Genomic DNA, 614 nt, shown 5'->3' with positions numbered 1-614 from the left:
TGTCGCATCCCGGACGATCATATGGCCGCTTGTGGAACAGACCAGGGTGCTCTTGGTACCACTCTTTCATGGCCTGCATCGGTGTCATGCTGCCCAACGCTGACTGCGGCAGTTGGTGGTTGTACAAGGCCACATAGCGCAGCAAGGTCTGCTCCATATCTTCACGGCTGTTGAACCTGTGGGTCTTCAGGACGTCCGCTATGCGGCCATTGAACCGCTCCACCATGCCGTTGGTTCTCGGGGTCCTGGGCTTGGTCAGCCGGTGCTCTATGCCCAACTCCTGGCACAGTTGGTCGAACTCATGGTTGCCGCTTGGTTCGCGCTCTTTGCTGGCAAACAACCGGTCCGTGAACTCCTTGCCGTTGTCGGTCAGCAGCTTGTTGATCCTGATCGGACATGCCTTGTGCAATGCCTTCAAAAAGGCCTGCGCACTGGCAGCCGTCTTGTTGGCCTTGAACTGCACGAACACCCACCGCTTGGCCCTGTCGATGGCCACGAACAGATAGCGCCGGCTGCTCTCGTCTTGCATCTGGGGTAGGTACTTCACGTCCATGTGAACGTAGCCTGGCTCGTAGCTCTTGAAGGCCTTGTAGGCCACAGTGGGCTCCTGGGGC

Annotated in this window: 1 protein-coding gene; it reads right to left on the bottom strand. The window is 58.5% G+C overall.

Annotated features, from left to right (window positions below):
* The coding region (locus QYL93_RS31865; protein WP_305747435.1) for a DDE-type integrase/transposase/recombinase at window positions 1-614 on the bottom strand (614 nt) is incomplete at both ends.

The organism is Acidovorax sp. A1169 (assembly GCF_030704685.1).
GTDB lineage: Bacteria > Pseudomonadota > Gammaproteobacteria > Burkholderiales > Burkholderiaceae_C > Acidovorax.
Note: the sequence above shows the minus strand (reverse complement) of the source record. Positions and strands in the feature narration are given on the sequence as shown.